Below are 16,560 nucleotides of genomic sequence, written 5' to 3'. Positions count from 1 at the left end.
ACTTATGGATTATGACAATGCTCTTTATGAAGCTGGCCTAGATGGAGAATCACGAGGTATCGAAAAAGGAAAAGCTGAGGGGCTGATTCAAGGAAAAGCTGAGGGGCTGATTCAAGGAAAAGCCGAGGGGCTGATTCAAGGAAAAGCTGAGGGGCTGATTCAAGGAAAAGCCGAGGGGCTGATTCAAGGAAAAGCTGAGGGGCTGATTCAAGGAAAAGCTGAGGGGCGCAGAAAGCGATTTTAATAAGGTTATGACTTTGGTAAACAAGAAAGGATATACACTTGAAGCTGCCTTAGACCTTTTGGATATTGCCAAAGAGAGATGGTCTGAGGTGGAATCTATTCTGAAATCAGTCCAGAAGTAGTCTGATTGGTTATTAGATCGACTTGAGCTTAAACCGTTTATCATCAAAAAAGAGGAGCCATTTGGCTCCTCAACTTCAGTATTAGTAATAGTACGATTTTAATCAAATTCGAAAATAGACAGCTTATCAAGCAGCTGCTGAGATTGAGACTTGATCTGCTGAACCTGCTGAGAAGTAGTCTGGGAAATGTTTGCACTTTCCTGAGTAAGGTTACTTACACCCTGCATGTTAGTAGAAATTTCAGATGTTGCGGTTGTCTGCTCGGTAGCAGCGGTAGCAATCTGTCCAATCTGACTGTTAACATTCTCAACACGGTTGATAATATCATTAAGAATATCGGTAACACCTGCAGCCTTATCTGCAAGAGAGTTCATGTCACCAAGAGTCTGAATCATAGATTCATTTGCGCTGTTTGCATCAGTCTGAATCTGGGAAACCATCTTGGTAATTTCCTGAGTTGAAGATGATGAACGAGATGCCAGAGCACGAACTTCATCAGCAACCACTGCGAATCCCTTACCAGCTTCACCTGCACGGGCAGCCTCAATAGCAGCATTAAGTGCATGCAGGTTGGTTTGAGAGGCAATATCTTCAATGGTCTGAACAATAGAACCAATTTTATTACTCTGATCTACCAACTGACTAATCAGGTCGGCGTCACGACGGGTCTTATCAGCCTGGTTTCTGATCTGAGCAATAACGACTTCAATTTCATCCACACCTTGCTTGGTGATTTCCTGAGTCTGGTTAGAATGCTGAGCTGCACTTTCGCAGTTCTTTGCGATATCTCCGGTTGTTGATACCATCTCATCGGAAGCTGCAGAAACGGTCATTGAACGGCTTTCAGCTTCTGAAATTGCATCAGCAATCTGCATAACCTGACTGTTGATGTTCTCTAACTGTCCACCAAGTTCACGGTAGGAGTTAACAACATCAGAAATTGATCCTCCAAGTTTACGGCGCATTTCAATAGAGCTGTCAAATACAGCACCGAACTCGTCTTTGGAGTGGTTATCAATCTTGAAGTTGAATTTACCATGAGCCATCTTCTTCATTGCATCAATCAGAACAGCGAAGTTGTTCTTAATGTATGAGGTCAGATTGGTTGTAATGATTAAACCGATCAGAATTGCAACAATAGCGATAGCAATAGAGATGTACATTGGGGTCTTGCTAGAATTCTTCTGAACAATCTGTGTTGATAGTGCAACCTGCTCGTCAATCAGGTGTTCAAATAGAACCTTACAATTTCTGAACTTAGGATTAACATCCTTCAGATAAAGGTCAAGAGCCTCAGCCTTTTTACCCTGTTTAATTAAATCAACGATTGTTGATCTGAAGTATTTAGAGAATTCAGAAACATCAACTTTAGCTTTTAGAATGTTATTTTTGTATGGATCTGAAGAAGGCAGAACACCAATGATTTTTTCATTCATGGTGTTTGTAACTTTTGCGATTTCTTCAATCATGTCAGATGATACTCTCATGAATTCATCATTAGAGATTCTGTTGTTGTCATCGGTTAAGAATTCAATGGTGTAGACATCGAATTTTTCCAATGCTTTCTGTGTATTCATAACACGGTTATATGATTTTCCAAGAATCATACTGACGTTATATGAAGCATCAATATTTGAATTTGTATTCAACACAGAGAATGCTGAAGTAATCAGAATCAGTATGTTCAATACTGTAAATCCGATAATAAGCTTAGCTCTTAAACTTAGTTTAGATAATCCCATCTTAACCTCGACGTACTAGAATACTGAATAAAATATTAGAAAATGTAATTGGTTATTTTGCTGGTCCAGATATTTAATGTATACGACATATTTTTTTTAATAATTAAATAATAAGAATTGTTTTGATAAATTGCTCACATTTAAGATGATAAGGATCACTTAAAAAAGATATGTATCACAAATTGGTACTTGTTATGATGAATTTTGTCCACAGAAAAAAAGGCCGATATTTTTTTTGCCTGTACTGATGAAAATATTCTAAAATTCAAGTCTGACATTCACATACATTTACATGAATAGAGATTATGCAAAAAATATTTTTATCCCTGGTTATTCTTTTTGTCCTTGAAATTCTTCTTCTGATCCAGATAGGCGGTTATATTGGTGGCCTTAATGTAATCTTTTTGATGTTTGCTATGATGGTCATCGGTGCAGTTATTATCAAACGCTGCTTTAAGCGTGTAATGGAACAGCTGCAGCAAGGCGTTGTCGATATCAAGATTATCTTCCTGCCTTTGTCAGGTTTTCTTTTCCTGTTCCCAGGTTTCATTTCAGATGTACTGGCTTTATTGCTGTTGCTACCTTTTGTTCAGAGCAAGTGTGCCAAAGTTTATTCATCTAAAAGTGGCAGCGGTACCAGCTTTGCTTTCAGGTCTTCAACTTCAGATGGTTTTACTGATGTGTTCTCAAAGGGAAGGACTATTGATGGTACTGCAACTGTTGTTCAAGATGAGAAAGAGGAACTTAACCACAATACAATTGATGGTTCAGCATCAGCTTCAGATGATTCTGAGGAAAAGAACAGCTAGCAGTGAGAATTGAGCTGATACTATGCTTAATGGTAAATTCAAATATTACCTGATTCTTCTTTTAGCCTGCTTTATATGGGGAGCAACACCTCTGTGTGGTAGAGTCCTCAGAGATTCCATGTCCCCAATGCTTATAACTGCCGCCAGGTTTTATGTGGTGGCATTGATTCTATTTTCTCTAATTCTGATCCTTCATGGAAAAAAGGGGATACTTGTTTCACGTCATGATCTGAAGATCCTTTTTATAATGTCTGTGGTCGGAATCTTTCTTCATAATTCTCTTCTTTTCGAAGGTCTGCGATACACTCCAGCTTCAAATGCTGCCATTATTGAAAGTATCGGTCCATCTGTAACCTCGATTCTTGCTTTCTTCTTTATCGGAGAGCGACTGTCTTCATCTGGATGGCTGGGTATCTTGGTTTCCTGCTTCGGTGCGATTTTTATTGTCTGTAAGGGCTCATTCAGTACGCTTGTTAACTTTGAATTCAATATTGGTGAGCTGCTGGTGCTGGTTTGCGAGATCATGTGGTCTGTTTATGTAATTATCAGCTGGAGACTTTCTGCAAATATAAGTGCTCTTGTGGTTACCGCATATACAGGACTGTTTGGCGCTACCTTGTGTCTGATTACGGGCTTATGTCTGGATTTACTTCATGTTTACAGATTTACCCTGTCCGATGCAGTCTACTTCTTTGTTCTTTCTGTATTTGCCGGTGTGGTTTCCTTTGCTTCATGGAACTATGCAATTGCCAGAGTCGGAGCAAGTAAAGGCTCAACCTTTATATATCTGGTTCCTGTTTTTGGTGTAATGTTTGGTGTGTTCCTGCTTGATGAACTCTTCTCTTTGTATGAGTTTGTAGGCGCACTTTTTGTTGTAGTTGGAATGTTCTTTTCGATAAGAGCAAAAGCCTCAACTAAGGAAAAACGCAAGACCATCAGAGATATAAAACAGGAAATTCTTCACAAACAACGTAGAGAAGCTTAAAAAGATTCCTCTGCTATTTGTTCTTTATAGGTTGAAGAACATTACATTTTTCTCCGTTTTTAATTATCTGTGTTCAAAACTAAGATAGGCGTATCGTTTTAGGAAATCAAATTAGGCTATAACTTAATTTAGTAGTATATTTACTCCTTTCTCTTTACATAACTTCAAGGAATAATGTAATGGATAAGATTATCATTGATACAGATATCGGCGTTGATGATGCTGTCGCTGTCAGATACGGTATGGTAACCCACGAGGTTTTAGGTTTTACCTGTACTTATGGAAATGTTCCTGTTGAGACTGCCGTAAAAAACTGTAAGCTGGCTATGAGCAACTATGGTTCAGATATCCCTGTCTTAAAAGGTGCATCAAGACCATTGTCTAGAAAACCTCTACCTTTCTATACACATATTCATGGAAAGGACGGTCTAGGTGAGTACTATGACAATAAATTTGATGGCGAGGCTCCTGAAGCAGTTCATTTCATAATCGAACAGGCCAGAAAGTATCCTGGTGAGGTTACTATTGCTACTCTTGGCCCTCTGACCAATCTCGCAATTGCTTTAAATCTGTGTCCAGAACTTCCAAAGCTTTTAAAGAAGGTTGTAAGTATGGGCGGTGCCTTTGGTACAGACGGAAACTGCGGCAATATGACTCAGTTTGCTGAGTTCAACATTTACAATGATCCAGAGGCTGCTGATCTTGTCTTCGCTTCAGATCTGAATTTAGTGGTCGTTCCTCTGGATGTAACTCATAAGGTTCTGGTAACCGATAAGGAAATTGCGTCAACCGGAGACGAGTTCCTGACCAATGTTTCTGCTTTCTATATCGATTTCTCCAAGAAGTATGAGAATTTTGCCGGAATGTGCGTTCATGATGCTCAGACCATAAGTTATCTGCTGCATCCTGAGAAGTACAAGACCATTGAGTCTAGAATTGCAGTTTCAACCTCAGGCTATACTGATGGTCAGACCATCAGACCTCTGACTGAATATAATGTTCCTGATGATAAGTTCAAGGGCAGACCTAAGCACACAATATGTCTTGATGTAGATGTAGATTTCATCAGAAATGCTATTGTTAAAGCTATTACAAAATAGTATCTCCTAGGTACATACAGAACGGCTGAAGGTAAAAGAAGCTTTCAGCTGTTTTTTTTGTAGGTAAGATACAAATAGTTTCTAAGATTAATTTCATACCTTAATTTCTATCTGATATACTACACCTCAATTGTCTTAGAGTTTTTTCTTTAAATTTGTTTGGTTAACTTACTGATATTCAACAAATTCCACGAAACTAAAAGATAATCCACGAAACTATGATTTTTTAGGAGTTATTCCAAATGGCAAACGGATTCAACAGAGTTCAGCTGATTGGTAATCTTGGAGATGAACCAACAGTTCGCAACACCTCAACCGGTACTACCGTTGCAAATATCAACCTCGCAATCAATGAAACCCGCAGAGATCAGCAGACAGGTAATCTAATCAATGAAACCGAATGGGTTAGAGTTGTAGCCTTCGGCAGAACTGCAGAAATTATGCAGCAGTACCTGCACAAAGGTTCACAGGTTCATATTGAAGGTAAACTTCGCACCCGTTCCTATGAGGACAAGAATACTGGAGAGAAGAAGTATTCAACAGAAGTTGTCTGTGAACCAAACGGTCTTTTAATGTTAGGCTCAAGAGGTGATTCTCAGAATGTTTCCTCTTCAGGAGATGACTACTCATCAAATGGCTATGCTTCTCAGAACGGTCAGTATGGCGGAGCTCAGAGACAGCAGTTCGGCAATCAGCAGGCACGCGGTGGCTACGGTAATGCTAATGCTGGCTATGGCAATGGCGCCTCTCAGAATTTTGGCAATGGTTATGCTTCACAGAATTCATTCGGCAACAAGCAGCAGGCAGGACAGTTTGGTCAGGCTCCAACTCAGGCCCCTCAGGGACAGGTTAACACCAACCCATTCCACGGCGGAATGAATCAGCAGCAGTCATTCAATAATGCAGCAGGCTTCAACAATCAGAACAATTCCTTCGGCGGTCAGAATAATGCCGGCGGTTTTGGAAATCCAGATAATGCTGAGCCAATTAACGACGATCTTCCTTTCTAATAGAAAGAAAATAATCAATAGCAAGGGAGCCTTTGGGCTCCTTTCTTAATTTTTCTCTTAATCATCTTCAAGCAAAAAGTCTTTTATATTTTTATGAATGATTCCATCTTTGCTCATGTCGAATTCATCAAGTGAAAGCACATATTTTGGATAATTATCTTTTATGTTCCTATATACTCCAAACTCGCGTTCTCTAGTTTCTTGTGTTGCTAAAATATAGCAGACCTGAATATAGATGGTTTTTGCCTGTTTTTGGGCGATGAAGTCAATTTCCTTTTGGGCATATTTCCCAACTGTAACCTTGTATCCTCGACGAATTAGTTCCAAAAATACTATATTTTCTAATATCATGTTGATATTGGACATATTATCTCCAATGACCGCTTCACGTATTCCGTGATCCACAATATAGTATTTTTCTTGGACTGATAGTATTTTTTTTCCTTCGATTTCCTGTCGTTTTACAGGATAGAATAGAAATGCATCAATACCTGCATGAACATAGTTCAACACTGTTTCCGGTGCAACATTTCTTCCTTCACTTTTCAGATATTTGGAAATTGATGTTGCGGAAAATGTATTGCCTGTATTTGCTGTTATGTAATTAATAATGCGTTCTAGAAGGTCTACATCTCTAATTTTGTTTCGACGAATTAAGTCTTTTAACTCAACTGCATTATAAAGATCTTGAAGATATTGTTTTACCGGCTCTTCCTGATATTGAAGATTACATAAATATGGCATTCCGCCAAATTTTAAATAAAGGTTGAAACATTCTGCTGTTGTGGTTTTAGGGGTTGTTTTCTGGATAAGGCTGCAAAATTCTTTAAAAGAAAATGGATATATTATAAATTCGACATAACGTCCGGCAAGGTATGTTGAAAGTTCTCCTGATAAAAGTTTTGAATTTGAACCTGTGATATAAATATCGCATTCAATGTCAATTCTTAATGAATTTATTACTTTTTCCCAATCTTTAACTTCCTGTATTTCATCAAAAAAGAGGTAAGCTTTTCCTTTTATTGCTTTTGCTTTCTCTATGACATCCTTATGTAATGCTTCTGCGGTACAAATCTTTGATAGTTTTAATGATTCAAAGTTATAGGTAAGCATTGATGATGAGGAAATGCCGTCACTCTCAAGTTCCTTTTGAATGAGTTGCAGTATTACAGATTTTCCACATCTTCGTATACCAGTTATGACCTTTATCAGGTCCTTATGCATAAAAGGTCTGATTCTTTCAAGATATAGCTCTCTTTTAATCATAAAGTAAACCTCTGCAACAAATATTTTTATCTATTAAGAACTATTCTGTCAGTTATATCTTATATTATATGTATAAATCTTAATTTTGTAAGTTATAACTTATAAAAAATGGTATTTTGTGTTTATATAAGATATATCTTAAAAGAGCGAAAATATAGACGTTTTGAAAGATATAACTTTAAAAGCGTGAGTCTAAATATCTGATTGAGATTTAAGCTTTTTTCAATTTAGATACAAGTGAATATTCCTTTTCCACCTTTCTGATCTTGTAAATATACATAACAACCAGAAATACAATACAGATAACCCAGCTCAATGGGTAAACCATCATCAGTACATCAAAAGTAGGGAATTTTTCAAAGATAGTGAATACGTAAATTAGTCTGCAGCTACAGATCGTTATCAGCGTAATAATGGTTGGAGGCAAAGAGAAGCCGTATCCTCTCATGGATCCTGACAGAACCTCAAGCAGAATATTAATTGGCTGAGGCAGAAGTACATAGAAGATTCTAACCATGGCGATACTGATAACTACCTCACTCACGGTATACATACTTAACAATGGTTTTGCAAAGAAATAGACTCCTGCTGTTATAACTGTCGTTACAATAAGTCCAATTAAAGATGAGACCTTTGCAATTTCGACACAGCGTCTGATGTTTTTTGCTCCAAAGTTCTGTCCGATAAAGGTTGTTGCTGCCAGACCAAATGCATTTATGAAACAGTAGATATTGATTTCAATGGTAAATGCAGCAGCAGAAGCTGCCATGGCATCTGCCCCGAGACTGTTTATTGATGACTGTATCACCAGATTAGAAATTGAGAATACAATTCCCTGAATGCCGGTAGGAAGGCCAATGGCCACAATTGCTCTCAGCTTTCTGGAGTTAAGCCTCATCAGTTTTCTAAGATCTAGACTAATTGGACCTTCTGCATTTAGAATTTTTCTGAAAAGATAAAGTGCACTTAAGGCGTTTGCCATAGATGTACAGAAGGCTACGCCACCGATCCCCATATTAAAGACAAGAACACAGACAAGGTTTCCTGCAATATTGAGAATACTTGCATAAATAAGTGCAATCAGAGGAGTATGTGTGTCACCGTTACTTCTTAACAGCGCTGCCTCGAAATTGTAGATTGAGATAAAGGGAAGTCCCAGAAAATATGCTCTTAGGTATTTTATGGATTCAGGCTTAACTTCATCAGGGACATCCATAAGCTCTGTTATCTGAGAAACAAAGAATTCTCCGAGAATACAGAATAGAATTCCAATAATGATGGCTACAGAGAAGGATGTATTAACTGCATCTTTTGCATTCTCCTCATCCTTCATTCCAAGATATCTTGCAACGACGACATTGGCGCCGATAGACATGCCGACAAACAGTGCCACAATAAAACCGATTACAGGAACATTATTTCCAACCGCAGCCATTGCATTGTCGTTTACATAGTGTCCAAGTGTCACCACATCGGCGGTATTGAATAACTGCTGCAGAAAACTTGTCAGTGCCAGAGGAATGGAAAATACCAGGATCTTGTCCCACAGAGATCCCTCTAGCATATCGATCTTTTTATATTTTTCGAGAAAAGCCAGCATATGATAATCCGTAACCTGTTGTTTACTCTAATTTTAAAGAAATTAAGAATGACTTGGTAATAATAAAACTCAAAAATACTAATTATCTGAAAAATAAAAATAAAAAATATTTTTAAAAATTTTTATATTTTTACTTGAAATAAAAAATACCCATCCCCATTTAACAGAATGTTAAAGATTAAATGGCTCTGACATATAAATGAAAGTGTCGAGTTTTTGGTGGTTATCGGACACCATTTTCCGATTTGAAGAATTTATACGGTTATAGACCGTGGAGAATCAAATGAAATTAGTTCCTTTGTATGATCGCGTTATTGTTAAGCCACTTGAGGAAGAAAAGAAGTCATCAGGCGGTATTTTACTAGGTAGCGCAGCTGAGAAATCATCTCGCGGTAAGGTAATTGCTGTAGGCAAGGGCCGTGTTTTAGAGAACGGTTCAACCTCACCTCTAAGTGTAAAAGTAGGTGACACAGTAATCTATAACGAAGGCTACGGCTGCAAGAAAGAGAAGATTGATGGCGAAGAAGTTCTAATCATCTCTGAGACTGACGTATTCGCAATTGTTGAAGAATAATATTTAAAGTAGGAAATAGATAAAATGTCTGCAAAACAAGTTGTTTTCGGTAATGACGCTCGTTCACAGATGCTAGAGGGCGTTAATACACTAGCAAATGCTGTTAAAGTAACCCTAGGTCCTAAAGGCCGTAACGTTGTTCTTGATAAGAGCTATGGCGCTCCTCTAATCACCAAGGACGGTGTAACCGTTGCTAAGGAGATTGAGCTTGAGGGCAAGTTCCAGAACATGGGTGCCCAGATGGTTAAGGAAGTTGCTTCTAAGGCTAACGATGCAGCTGGTGACGGTACCACTACTGCTACTGTTCTAGCTCAGGCTATTGTTAACGAAGGTCTTAAGGCAATTGCTGCTGGTATGAACCCAATGGATCTAAAGCGCGGTATTGATAAGGCAGTTTCTGCAGCTGTTACCGAGCTGAAGGCTATTTCACAGCCATGTGAGAACAAGATTGCTCAGGTTGGTACTATTTCTGCTAACTCAGATGCAACTGTTGGTAACCTGATTGCTGAGGCTATGGAGAAAGTTGGTCGTGATGGTGTTATCACCATTGAAGATGGCCAGGGTCTTGAGGATCAGTTAGACGTTGTTGAGGGTATGCAGTTCGACCGCGGTTATCTGTCACCTTACTTTGTAAACAAGGCTGAGACCGCTACTGTTGAATTAGAGAATCCTTACATTCTTCTTTGCGACAAGAAGATTTCAAACATCCGTGACCTAATCTCTGTTCTAGAGGGCGTAGCTAAAGCTGGCAAGTCACTTCTAATCATTGCAGAGGATGTTGAGTCAGAGGCTCTTGCAACTCTAGTTGTTAACAACATGCGTGGTATCGTAAAGGTTGCTGCTGTTAAGGCTCCTGGTTTCGGTGACCGTCGTAAGGCTATGTTACAGGATATCGCAATTCTAACTGCTGGTACTGTAATCTCTTCAGAGCTAGGTATGGAATTAGACAAGGCAACCTTAGATGATCTAGGTGTTGCAAAGCGTGTTGTAATCACCAAGGATAACACCACCATTATCGATGGTGAGGGTGATTCTGCTGCTATTGAGGCACGTGTTGCTCAGATCCGTCAGCAGATTGAGAAGTCAACTTCAGACTACGACCGTGAGAAGTTACAGGAGCGTGTTGCTAAGTTAGCTGGCGGTGTTGCTGTTATCAAGGTTGGCGCTGCAACTGAAGTTGAGATGAAAGAGAAGAAAGACCGTGTTGAAGACGCTATGCACGCAACTCGCGCTGCAGTTGAGGAAGGTATTGTTCCTGGCGGCGGTGTAGCTCTTGTACGTGTTGCTAAGAAGTTAGCTGGCACTGTAAAGGGTGAGAACCAGGATCAGGACGTTGGTATCAAGGTTGCTCTAACTGCAATGGAAGCCCCTCTACGTCAGATCGTAACTAACGCTGGTCAGGAAGCTTCAGTTGTTGCTAATGAAGTTCGCAACGGTTCAGGTAACTTCGGTTACAACGCTGGTACCGAGCAGTACGGTGATATGATTGAGATGGGTATTCTTGATCCTGCTAAGGTAACCCGTTCAGCTCTACAGTACGCAGCTTCAATTGCAGGCTTAATGCTTACAACTGAGTGCATGATTGCTGATGCTCCAAAGGCTGAATCTGCAGCTCCTGCAGCTCCTATGGGCGGCATGGGCGGTATGCCAGGAATGATGTAATCTATTCCTTATGCAAATAGAAAGGCCAGCAGAAATGCTGGCTTTTTCATCGGTTCTCTTGAAAATCTGAGTATTGTTGCTAAGAATGAACTTACTGTTCGATTTCTTCGGTTGCTACAGATCCTTTGTGTGCCTCATCATACAGAGCCTGAATATCCTCTGGAAGCTTATCCGGAATCATTTGCTGAATTTTCTCCTCAGAACCATCTTTTAATGCCTGTTCGTAGTACCAGCATTTAAATTTAATCATGCACAGTGTTCTGTTGAGCTTTTCCATTTCCGCTTCAATGTTCTCTTTCTGTTTTTCAAACATATCCTTTCGTTTCTGGTAGGAGGAAGGTCCTTCCTCACACCATTTCATGAACTGACGGATATCTTTGATTTCCAGACCTGATTTTTTTAGGCATTCTATAACTCTTAATGCTTCAACCTGTCTGTCATTGAATTTACGAATGCCAGATGTTCTCTGGAGATCTAAGAACAGACCTTCCTTGTCGTAGTATCTTAAGGTAGATACCGGAAGATCAAACATCTTTGAAAGCTGGCCGATTGTGTACATTTCTTTCCTCAGTAAAACTTTTCTTATCATTGTGATTAATTATAAATCCTAAAGTTAACTTTAGGTTTAAATTAATTTACTGCATTATTAACAGGTTATAAAAAAACTTACAGTTAAGCCTTGACCTAAAGTTAACTTTAGGTTCTATAGTTTACTCAGACTTACTTAATGGAGAACAGACAAATGAAAACTCTTTTAAAATATGTTTTATTAGGGGCCGCTCTTTCATCTGCGGTTTTCGCCGTTTCTGCCGCAGACGTTAAGAATAATACAAACGAAATTCAGTTAACTCAGAAGTGGGATAAGACCTTTAAGTTAAGTGATAAGGTTAATCATTCAAAGGTAACCTTCAAAACCAGATTCGGTACAACTATTGCTGCAGATATGTACGTACCAAAGTCAGCAACTGGTAAGCTTGCAGCCATTGCTGTAAGTGGTCCGTTTGGTGCTGTAAAAGAGCAGGCTTCAGGACTATATGCTCAGACTATGGCGGAGAGAGGCTATCTGACAATAGCTTTTGATCCTTCCTTTACCGGTGAAAGTTCTGGTACCCCAAGATATATGGCATCTCCTGATATCAACACTGAGGATTTTCAGGCTGCAGTAGATTTTCTCTCTAATCTGGATAATGTAGATAAGGAAAGAATTGGCATTATCGGTATCTGCGGCTGGGGCGGTATCGCGCTAAAAACTGCTGCTGTAGATACCCGTATCAAGGCTACTGTAGCCTCAACAATGTATGATATGAGCCGTGTGATTAGAAATGGTTACAACGACAGTGAAGATACTAAACAGCAAAGACATGAGAAGCTTTCTGCAATGAATGCTCAGAGAACAAAAGATTTTGCTGCAGGCTTCTACGATAGAGACGGAGGTCTTCCTGATACTCTTCCTGAAGAAGCTCCTCAGTTCGTTGTCGATTATTACAATTACTACAAAAAGCCTCGTGGTTATCATGAGCGTTCAGTAAACTCTAATGGAGGCTGGGCTAAGGTATCAGCATTATCCTTCATGAATACTCATCTTTTATCAACAATTGATGAGATTGAATCTCCTGTGATGCTTGTTCATGGAGAGAAGGCTCATTCAAGATATTTCAGTGAGACTGCATTCAAGTCTTTAAAGGGGGATAACAAATCACTCGTGATTGTCCCGGGGGCAAGTCATACTGATTTATACGATCAGACTGATATTATTCCATTTAACAAGATTGACGATTTCTTTAGCAAGTATTTAGCAAAATAAGAGAGGAAAACAGACATGCAGATTTCTTTTTATAATCCAACCAGACTTGTATTTGGCAAAGGCAAACTAAAAGAGCTTGGCAGTTATGCAAAAGAGTATGGTAAGAAAGCTTTAATAGTCTACGGTGGCGGTTCAATCAAAAAGAACGGTGTCTTTGACAGTGCAGTAGCTTCACTTAAAGATGCTGGTATTGAATTTGTAGAGTGTGGAGGAATTGAGCCAAATCCAAAGATTGATTCTGTAAGACGTGGTATTGAGCTTATCCGTAAAAATGGCTGTGATCTGATTATTGCAATTGGTGGCGGAAGTGCCATGGACTGTTCAAAGGCAATTGGCGCTGGTGCTTTATATGATGGTGATCCCTGGGATATGATTTTCCATGGTCAGGAAAATGTATATATTCCAACCAGATGTATGCCAATTATTACTGTTCCTACACTTGCAGCAACCGGCTCAGAGATGAATCCAGGAGCTGTAATTTCAAATTCAGAAACTCATGAGAAATCTTTCGTGCAGACAGATGCTCTTTTCCCTAAGGTTGCTGTTGTTGATCCTACTCTTACTCTGACTGTACCAAAGAATCAGACCGGATATGGCGTCTGTGACATTATTGTCCACCTGACTGAGTCATATTTTAATGGAGTGGATGGAACTCCTATTCAGGATGAATTTGCACTTGCTACTATTAAGAACTGTATGCAGTATGGGATAAAAGCTTATAATAATGGCTCTGATCTTGAAGCTCGTGAACAGGTGCAGTGGTCATCTATTCTGGCCCTGAACGGCTTTGTTAACTGCGGCACCAACGGTGCTTTCCCTGTGCATATGATTGAGCATACTGTATCAGGTATTTACGATATTACCCATGCGGCAGGACTTGCTATCATCAATCCATCATGGATGAGATTTACGATTACTCATGGCGGAAATGTAGACAAGTTTGCCCGTTTTGCCTCCTATCTCTTTGGTATTCAGAATGATGGAGACAAGGTTAAGACTGCACTTGCAGGTGTTGATAAATATGAAGAATTTCTAAAGGATATTGGCTGCCCTGTAAGATTCTCAGAACTTAATATTGATGAGTCAAATTATGAGAAGATTGCGGCAGTTACCCTGAAGGTAATTCATGATGAAAATGGAAATCTTCCAGCAAGACCTGCCTTATCCAAGGAAGATATCCTCACAATTCTAAAGAACGCATCTTAATCATTTCCGAAAAGACATACTCACTGGTTTTGTTTTTCGAAACTGGTGAGTTTTTTTTGATCAAGCCACTGTTTCTTTTTTGACAGCTCTGTATGTATAATGCAAAAAAAAATAAAAGGACATATAAAAATGCAGTGCAGATTAGCAACACAGAATGATCTTGATACCATCATGAATCTATACAGTATCTCCCGTGATTTTATGATAAAGAACGGTAATCCTCATCAGTGGGGAGATAATAACTGGCCACCAAGAGAGCTTCTGATAGATGACATTGAAAAATCACAGTGCTATGTCTGTGTGCAAAATGAAAAAATTGTCGGAGTCTTTGTTTATATCTTTGGCAAAGACTGTGATCCAACATATCTTAAGATTACTGAAGGCAACTGGCTTGATGATTCTGCTTACGGTGTAGTGCACAGACTTGCTACGGATGGTGTAACAAAGGGAGTAGGTTCTTTCTGTTTAAACTGGTGTTATGAAAAGGCAGGGCATTTAAGACTGGATACTCATGGTGATAACAAACCGATGCAGGCTCTGGCTAGAAAGCTTGGTTTTGTTCACTGCGGAACCATTTATGTTGAGCATGATAATTATCCACGTCTTGCCTATGAAAAATCAGCACTGACAAAAAAACTAAATAAATAAGGCAGTTTTGTGCAAACTGCCTTCTCTTGACATAAATCTTTACATTCTAGTAAAGCTTTTCTAAAACCTCATCATCAATCTTGAAGCAGTGCTCTTCTGAAGGAAAAGCTGAGTTTTTAACCTCTGAGTCATATTTGTTGAATGCCTCAAGAATCTGGTCTCCAACATTTCCAAAGTGCTTTACGAATTTTGGAGAGAAGTCCTTATACATTCCAAGCATATCCTGATATACCAGAATCTGACCGTCACAGTCAGGACCTGCGCCAATACCTATGGTTGGAATTGAAAGTTTTTCTGTAACGATCTTTGCAAGCTTGGCTGGAACGCATTCAAGTACAACAGAGAATGCTCCCGCTTCCTGTACAGCCAGCGCATCTTCGATCAGCATTTTTGCTGCAAGCTCAGTTTTACCCTGAACCTTATTACCGCCAAAGGCATTTACTGACTGAGGTGTCATTCCAATGTGTGCCATTACAGGAATACCGGCGTTTGTGATTGCTCTGATGTGCTCTGCAACTTTTTTACCACCCTCAAGCTTTACTGCATTTCCACGACCTTCCTTAAGTAGTCTTCCTGCATTGGTAATAGCCTGTTCAACTGAAACCTGATATGACATGAAAGGCATATCGATAACCACCAGCTTGTCTTTACAGCCTCTTGCCACAGCGTGACCAAAGGTGATCATATCCTCCATGGTTACGGATAGGGTGTCTTCATAGCCAAGCATTACGTTTCCGAGAGAATCACCGACTAAAACCGCATCCACGTTTGAGGAGTTTACAATCTTTGCGGTGGTGTAGTCATAGCAGGTCAGCATTGAAATTCTTTGTTTCTCTGCCTTGCGTTTGGCGAATGTTGAAACAGTAATCTTCATATATTGTCCTTAGTTATTCGTTAACGAATTTTTCTAATTTACTAAAATCTCTGTTGGGATTTTTTATTTTTGCAATCTTCAAAAGCTTGCGAGATAAAAGAGTGTATAAAAGTCTGTCACTATAGGAATCGAGAGAGTGCATGTGCCTGTTAAGAGTATTTACATCTCCTCTCTGGACTGGTCCGGTAAGAGCCTGAACAGGTCCTTTTTCAAGAATGTGTTCGACATTACCAAGAATAAGAGGGGAGAGGGCTTTTAGTGATTCTTCTCTGGAAAAACCGCATTGTCCCAGAATTTCGACACCTTCGTTAACCAGAGCTACAACCTGGTTGCTGACTACAGAAGCTGCAAGATGATATTTAACCTTGATATCTGAGTTTATAATTTTGACTTTCAGTCCTATGTCAGTTAAAAATTTCTTTATGTTCTCTGTCGTTTTTAAATTTCCTTCCATAAAGAAATAGACTTTATCGAAATCTCTGTAGCTTTCTACGGAGTCAACAGCACACAGTGGATGCAGACTTATCTTGTGTAATCCGTTTGTTTCATCATCCTCACCGAAAACCTCTTTTGCGGTAAGTGATCCTGAGCAGTGACAGACGGTAGTGTCCTTTAGAAATTCATTGGAAATTCTTTTATAAACAGATGCTATTTCATCATCTGGTACTGTAAGAAAAAGCAGATCGCTCTGTGCTGCCAGCTCATTTATATCGGCGTATACCTTTGAAGAGATCCTTTTGGCTATCTGAGCAGCATGCTCTGATGTTTTTGAATAGAAGCCTGAGATATCACAGTGATGGGAGTGAAAATAAAGAGCAAGAGAGCATCCAACTTTTCCTGCTCCAATAAAACCTATCCTCATTTTTTATTTTCAGCGCTGAAAGCTGAATCCTTTATTGTTATATGTCTGATAAA

The 16,560-nt window shown here is 39.3% G+C and carries 15 protein-coding genes and 1 pseudogene; 10 read left to right on the top strand and 6 right to left on the bottom strand.

Going from position 1 to position 16,560, the window contains the following annotated elements; translation table 11 throughout:
* Positions 1-244, top strand: a pseudogene (locus QZU45_RS07785) (hypothetical protein); the annotation flags it as partial.
* A gap of 219 nt (positions 245-463) precedes the next feature.
* On the opposite strand, the gene QZU45_RS07780 reads toward QZU45_RS07785, so the two are convergent.
* Positions 464-2,107 (bottom strand): methyl-accepting chemotaxis protein, encoded by a 1,644-nt coding sequence (locus QZU45_RS07780; RefSeq protein ID WP_295353793.1) that lies wholly within the window; start codon positions 2,105-2,107, stop codon positions 464-466.
* Between the two features lie 305 nt (positions 2,108-2,412).
* On the opposite strand from QZU45_RS07780, the gene QZU45_RS07775 reads away from it, so the two are divergent.
* From QZU45_RS07775 to QZU45_RS07760, 4 genes are all read left to right on the top strand, one after another.
* Positions 2,413-2,916, top strand: coding sequence for an FxsA family protein (locus tag QZU45_RS07775; protein ID WP_295353791.1), 504 nt, complete (start codon positions 2,413-2,415; stop codon positions 2,914-2,916).
* Between the two features lie 22 nt (positions 2,917-2,938).
* Positions 2,939-3,901 (top strand): DMT family transporter, encoded by a 963-nt coding sequence (locus QZU45_RS07770; RefSeq protein ID WP_295353788.1) that lies wholly within the window; start codon positions 2,939-2,941, stop codon positions 3,899-3,901.
* A 179-nt stretch (positions 3,902-4,080) separates the two neighbouring features.
* Positions 4,081-5,001, top strand: a complete 921-nt coding sequence (locus QZU45_RS07765; RefSeq protein ID WP_295353785.1) for a nucleoside hydrolase — start codon at positions 4,081-4,083, stop codon at positions 4,999-5,001.
* Positions 5,002-5,243: 242 nt separating this feature from the next.
* Complete coding sequence (locus QZU45_RS07760) at positions 5,244-6,011, top strand: single-stranded DNA-binding protein (RefSeq protein ID WP_295353783.1); 768 nt, start codon at positions 5,244-5,246, stop codon at positions 6,009-6,011.
* 57 nt (positions 6,012-6,068) lie between these two features.
* Here the strand turns inward: QZU45_RS07760 and QZU45_RS07755 are convergent, their stop codons facing one another.
* Complete coding sequence (locus QZU45_RS07755) at positions 6,069-7,277, bottom strand: ATP-binding protein (RefSeq protein WP_295353780.1); 1,209 nt, start codon at positions 7,275-7,277, stop codon at positions 6,069-6,071.
* A gap of 211 nt (positions 7,278-7,488) precedes the next feature.
* Positions 7,489-8,877: an MATE family efflux transporter gene (locus tag QZU45_RS07750; RefSeq protein ID WP_295353777.1), complete on the bottom strand. Its 1,389-nt coding sequence runs from the start codon at positions 8,875-8,877 to the stop codon at positions 7,489-7,491.
* Positions 8,878-9,160: 283 nt separating this feature from the next.
* Here QZU45_RS07750 and QZU45_RS07745 point away from each other — a divergent pair, with 283 nt between their 5' ends.
* On the top strand, positions 9,161-9,451 hold the full coding sequence (locus QZU45_RS07745; protein WP_074838144.1) for a co-chaperone GroES: 291 nt from the start codon (positions 9,161-9,163) through the stop codon (positions 9,449-9,451).
* Between the two features lie 24 nt (positions 9,452-9,475).
* Positions 9,476-11,113: a chaperonin GroEL gene (gene groL / locus QZU45_RS07740; protein ID WP_295353775.1), complete on the top strand. Its 1,638-nt coding sequence runs from the start codon at positions 9,476-9,478 to the stop codon at positions 11,111-11,113.
* Positions 11,114-11,204: 91 nt separating this feature from the next.
* Here groL and QZU45_RS07735 read toward each other — a convergent pair whose 3' ends face one another.
* The gene (locus tag QZU45_RS07735) at positions 11,205-11,672 is read right to left on the bottom strand and encodes a MerR family transcriptional regulator (protein WP_295353773.1); all 468 of its coding nucleotides are present in this window, start codon (positions 11,670-11,672) and stop codon (positions 11,205-11,207) included.
* Positions 11,673-11,855: 183 nt separating this feature from the next.
* On the opposite strand from QZU45_RS07735, the gene QZU45_RS07730 reads away from it, so the two are divergent.
* From QZU45_RS07730 to QZU45_RS07720, 3 genes are all read left to right on the top strand, one after another.
* On the top strand, positions 11,856-12,917 hold the full coding sequence (locus QZU45_RS07730) for an alpha/beta hydrolase (RefSeq protein ID WP_295353772.1): 1,062 nt from the start codon (positions 11,856-11,858) through the stop codon (positions 12,915-12,917).
* Positions 12,918-12,932: 15 nt separating this feature from the next.
* Positions 12,933-14,123, top strand: a complete 1,191-nt coding sequence (locus tag QZU45_RS07725; RefSeq protein WP_295353770.1) for an iron-containing alcohol dehydrogenase — start codon at positions 12,933-12,935, stop codon at positions 14,121-14,123.
* A 129-nt stretch (positions 14,124-14,252) separates the two neighbouring features.
* A complete protein-coding gene (locus QZU45_RS07720; protein ID WP_295353768.1) occupies positions 14,253-14,771 on the top strand; it encodes a GNAT family N-acetyltransferase in 519 nt (172 codons plus the stop codon).
* Positions 14,772-14,817: 46 nt separating this feature from the next.
* Here QZU45_RS07720 and panB read toward each other — a convergent pair whose 3' ends face one another.
* Together panB and QZU45_RS07710 are read right to left on the bottom strand one after the other, a co-directional pair.
* Positions 14,818-15,645 (bottom strand): 3-methyl-2-oxobutanoate hydroxymethyltransferase, encoded by an 828-nt coding sequence (panB, locus tag QZU45_RS07715; RefSeq protein ID WP_295353766.1) that lies wholly within the window; start codon positions 15,643-15,645, stop codon positions 14,818-14,820.
* A 13-nt stretch (positions 15,646-15,658) separates the two neighbouring features.
* On the bottom strand, positions 15,659-16,507 hold the full coding sequence (locus QZU45_RS07710; protein WP_295353764.1) for a Rossmann-like and DUF2520 domain-containing protein: 849 nt from the start codon (positions 16,505-16,507) through the stop codon (positions 15,659-15,661).
* Positions 16,508-16,560: the final 53 nt, after the last annotated feature.

This window comes from uncultured Succinivibrio sp. (genome assembly GCF_902756765.1).
Taxonomy (GTDB): Bacteria; Pseudomonadota; Gammaproteobacteria; order Enterobacterales; family Succinivibrionaceae; genus Succinivibrio.
Note: the sequence above shows the minus strand (reverse complement) of the source record. Positions and strands in the feature narration are given on the sequence as shown.

What these genes read in the sequence shown, in the direction of transcription:
- QZU45_RS07780 (WP_295353793.1), bottom strand. Translation starts at nt 2,107, where the DNA reads ATGGGATTATCTAAACTAAGTTTAAGAGCTAAGCTTATTATCGGATTT.
- QZU45_RS07775 (WP_295353791.1), top strand. Translation starts at nt 2,413, where the DNA reads ATGCAAAAAATATTTTTATCCCTGGTTATTCTTTTTGTCCTTGAAATT.
- QZU45_RS07770 (WP_295353788.1), top strand. Translation starts at nt 2,939, where the DNA reads ATGCTTAATGGTAAATTCAAATATTACCTGATTCTTCTTTTAGCCTGC.
- QZU45_RS07765 (WP_295353785.1), top strand. Translation starts at nt 4,081, where the DNA reads ATGGATAAGATTATCATTGATACAGATATCGGCGTTGATGATGCTGTC.
- QZU45_RS07760 (WP_295353783.1), top strand. Translation starts at nt 5,244, where the DNA reads ATGGCAAACGGATTCAACAGAGTTCAGCTGATTGGTAATCTTGGAGAT.
- QZU45_RS07755 (WP_295353780.1), bottom strand. Translation starts at nt 7,277, where the DNA reads ATGATTAAAAGAGAGCTATATCTTGAAAGAATCAGACCTTTTATGCAT.
- QZU45_RS07750 (WP_295353777.1), bottom strand. Translation starts at nt 8,877, where the DNA reads ATGCTGGCTTTTCTCGAAAAATATAAAAAGATCGATATGCTAGAGGGA.
- QZU45_RS07745 (WP_074838144.1), top strand. Translation starts at nt 9,161, where the DNA reads ATGAAATTAGTTCCTTTGTATGATCGCGTTATTGTTAAGCCACTTGAG.
- groL (WP_295353775.1), top strand. Translation starts at nt 9,476, where the DNA reads ATGTCTGCAAAACAAGTTGTTTTCGGTAATGACGCTCGTTCACAGATG.
- QZU45_RS07735 (WP_295353773.1), bottom strand. Translation starts at nt 11,672, where the DNA reads ATGTACACAATCGGCCAGCTTTCAAAGATGTTTGATCTTCCGGTATCT.
- QZU45_RS07730 (WP_295353772.1), top strand. Translation starts at nt 11,856, where the DNA reads ATGAAAACTCTTTTAAAATATGTTTTATTAGGGGCCGCTCTTTCATCT.
- QZU45_RS07725 (WP_295353770.1), top strand. Translation starts at nt 12,933, where the DNA reads ATGCAGATTTCTTTTTATAATCCAACCAGACTTGTATTTGGCAAAGGC.
- QZU45_RS07720 (WP_295353768.1), top strand. Translation starts at nt 14,253, where the DNA reads ATGCAGTGCAGATTAGCAACACAGAATGATCTTGATACCATCATGAAT.
- panB (WP_295353766.1), bottom strand. Translation starts at nt 15,645, where the DNA reads ATGAAGATTACTGTTTCAACATTCGCCAAACGCAAGGCAGAGAAACAA.
- QZU45_RS07710 (WP_295353764.1), bottom strand. Translation starts at nt 16,507, where the DNA reads ATGAGGATAGGTTTTATTGGAGCAGGAAAAGTTGGATGCTCTCTTGCT.